Annotated in this window: 2 protein-coding genes; both read right to left on the bottom strand. The window is 38.7% G+C overall.

Annotated elements, in window-relative coordinates; all coding sequences use genetic code 11:
• Positions 1 to 69: 69 nt before the first annotated feature.
• Positions 70 to 2,460: a PglZ domain-containing protein gene (locus tag HW443_RS10360; RefSeq protein ID WP_176236734.1), complete on the bottom strand. Its 2,391-nt coding sequence runs from the start codon at positions 2,458 to 2,460 to the stop codon at positions 70 to 72.
• Positions 2,457 to 2,927 (bottom strand): hypothetical protein (locus HW443_RS10355; protein WP_176238159.1); only part of this gene is annotated, 471 nt, incomplete at its 5' end. The genes HW443_RS10360 and HW443_RS10355, both read right to left, overlap by 4 nt.

Below are 2,927 nucleotides of genomic sequence, written 5' to 3'. Positions count from 1 at the left end.
CATGATGGGGCCATCACCCGTGAACTATGAAAATATCAAGCATTTTCTAAGTAAGACTCTACTCTCTTTTCAAGACTTAAAAATCTCCTCCGCAGTTTCGAAACCCTCAATGATTTTTCTTATCTTAATCTTTACTTCAACTTCGCCACGTTTCGGTTCTCCCATGCAATCAAAACTATAAAACCCTCGTAAGGTCACTATATTATCTTTGCTACCAATAACTTCTTCTCTTGACAAAGTGATTTCACAGGATTCGCTTACTTCATCTTTTGCAGGTATCTTCTCTATTTTTATCTCTATAGAATGAGAAGGAACATATACTGCCACGTTAGAGATTTCATAATCGTTCAAATTTCTAATCGATAATTCTACTTTTTGTTTTCGAGTCCCTATGATGGGTGAGCTACTATGGTAGACCTGAATATCTTTTAGCTCCAGCGGTTGCAGGCAAAACTCCAAATGGGGGATAACTGTCTCCTCGGGTGTCATTCCGCCATGAATCAATCCCTTTGGTTTCCTCTTACCAACAAACCTATAGCCCTTTGCAATCGCAATACTTTCTGGTAGACCGAATTTATCCTTGTCCAAAAAATACCAGTTCTTATCAAGATGCTGATTTGAATCCACATAGACAAAACGCTTATGTTCTTTCTCCATCCTTGCACTACCTGGCTTGCCGAGACCTTTGATGTTTTGAGGAATTATGCAGCATCCGTGGTCGGTACTAATAACAAGATAGAACTTCTTAGAAGACAAATCCCTAGGCAAGAAGTTTCTTACGTATTGTGCGATTCGCTTTAAGAAATCCTTTATTTCGTCCTCCAAATCAAAAAAGCCACCATGACTTGAAATATCAAGTTTGTTAATAATACAGCAGGTTACTTGATGCTCCTCCAATTTGCTTTTTCTAAATTCACTATCTGGAATAGCCTTATAACTCATCATATTGCTCTGCTTGCAAAAATCTTCAAAAAGCAATGTGTATTTTTGGTATTTGTCCACTTCTATTTGATTTGGCAGCTTACCTGCGACTAACGCTGTCTTTGAAATTTTGGTTTCGCTTGGAAGCATTGAGAGGCAAGGTATTGGTTCGGAAGAGCAGAAAAGTTTCTCCTCCTTGAAAGCCTTGATAATATCTTTTAAATAAAACCAGGATAAGTTGTCGATTATGATCCAAAGTATCCGGTAGCCCTGTGCTATGTGCTTCTTGATCCTATACCAGGTACCATAGATCAATGGTGACAATTGATTTTTTAATTGGGGATACTTCCTGTGGAGCCACTCGCTGTAGGTTTCGGCAATTTCCTCGATTTTCTTGTCTCTCCTCCCTTGTTGGATAGACCATTTTTTATAAGGAAAGTATTCACTTGTTGCCCATTTGCTCATTTGACCCCAGTCCCAATCCAACCGAGGTTCCGTCGGAAATCTCGGCGGAATAAACTGACTTAGCTCTTCAACTTGCTTCTGGAATACCGTAAATCTAGCACCTATAAGATCAAACAGGTCTTTGCTGAAATAAAATGGATTTTCTCTTACGAAGAACGAGACCGCGTTTATCTCCCCGGCAATTCTCCCTGACATCTTCATTGCCGCTTCGCCAATTATCTGTCCAAATCTTTTTTTCAACGTCTCATCGTTTTCACTCTCCCCATGCGTAAGCTTGCTTTTTAGAATATTTTTCCACTTCATCTCCAGTAGGTCACTAAGCTCTGATTTTTTCTTGTAGTCATCTTTGCATTCGATGAGAGGAATCTGTTCTACGCATTTTTCAAGAGGTTCCAATACTTGTCTGTCCCGTTTTGTTATTTCATCCAGAATGTTTTCTCTCATTGTTTTGTCATAATTCTTCAAAATCTGCCAGGCATAGATAAAAAAAGACCTATCCCTAGGAACCATAAATAGCCATTTATAAATTTCACCAACGGGAGAATCAAACCATCCTTCTTCTTGTTTCTTCATAAGCCTTGCTAAAGCAGGATGTTTCTGAAGCTCTTTCACATTAAGAAAAAAGGAAGCCATTTCTGCAAAGTGCGTTAAGGTACCTCCTTTTTCTCCCCAACACTCACCTACGCAGACAGAAAGCACCCAACTTTCTATGTCTCTTGTGGTCACCAATCTTGTTTGAGGTAGGTTCTTCTCTACTTTCTCGACTAATCCCAATTCCTGTATTTCAGAATCGTTCACTGACAAATTCAAAGATAGACTAACTGAGAGATTCAACGCTCGCGACAAGACTGAACTTGGTGAAAGAATTTCTATCTTCACATCTGGATAATCCCTCAAACTTTCGTACCATTGCCCAATTCTCCTATTCTTAATAATCACATTCAGATCCTTCCCCTTGTGCAGGGCATCTCTTATCTTAAGGCGACTATCAATAAACTGAGATTCATCCCTTACAACCAAAACTGTAGGTATTTCTTCGCTTAGTCCATAAGGATCGACCATTACGCTAATCATTTCTTGTATTCCTCAAGCAATTCTTCAAGAAGCATTATGATCTCTTCTTTCTTTATCCCTGCCTTCCGTATTCTTTCCTTTAAGGAGTCTTTCAAGGACTCTGCCTCTTTTGATAATTCTTTGGGCTCATGTGAAGGTGCAACCTTCTTTTGCAATTTCTCGATTTCTGTTTTGGCTTTTGATAATTTCCTCTTGTATACTTGCAGAACCTCATCTGCGTTTTCCCACTTTGTATATTCTTTTAATCCTAATTCTCTAGGCAACTCTATTAGAAATTTCTGTTCAAATTGATCTGATTGTTCAATATCGGCATACTTTCTTAATTTAAATGCATCACCCGTAAGCGGCGATTGTTTGACTGATACTTCTAATTCCCCATACCAATTTTTGATTTTCTCCATTACATTGTACTTTGTCTCTTTCTTTACATCGAATACTTCTGCGAAGCATGAAACTGCGTTTTTTGC

The sequence above is a fragment of the Candidatus Hakubella thermalkaliphila genome, from assembly GCF_013281975.1.
Taxonomy (GTDB): domain Bacteria; phylum Actinomycetota; class Humimicrobiia; order Hakubellales; family Hakubellaceae; genus Hakubella; species Hakubella thermalkaliphila.
This window is presented reverse-complemented; position numbering and strand designations above follow the sequence as displayed.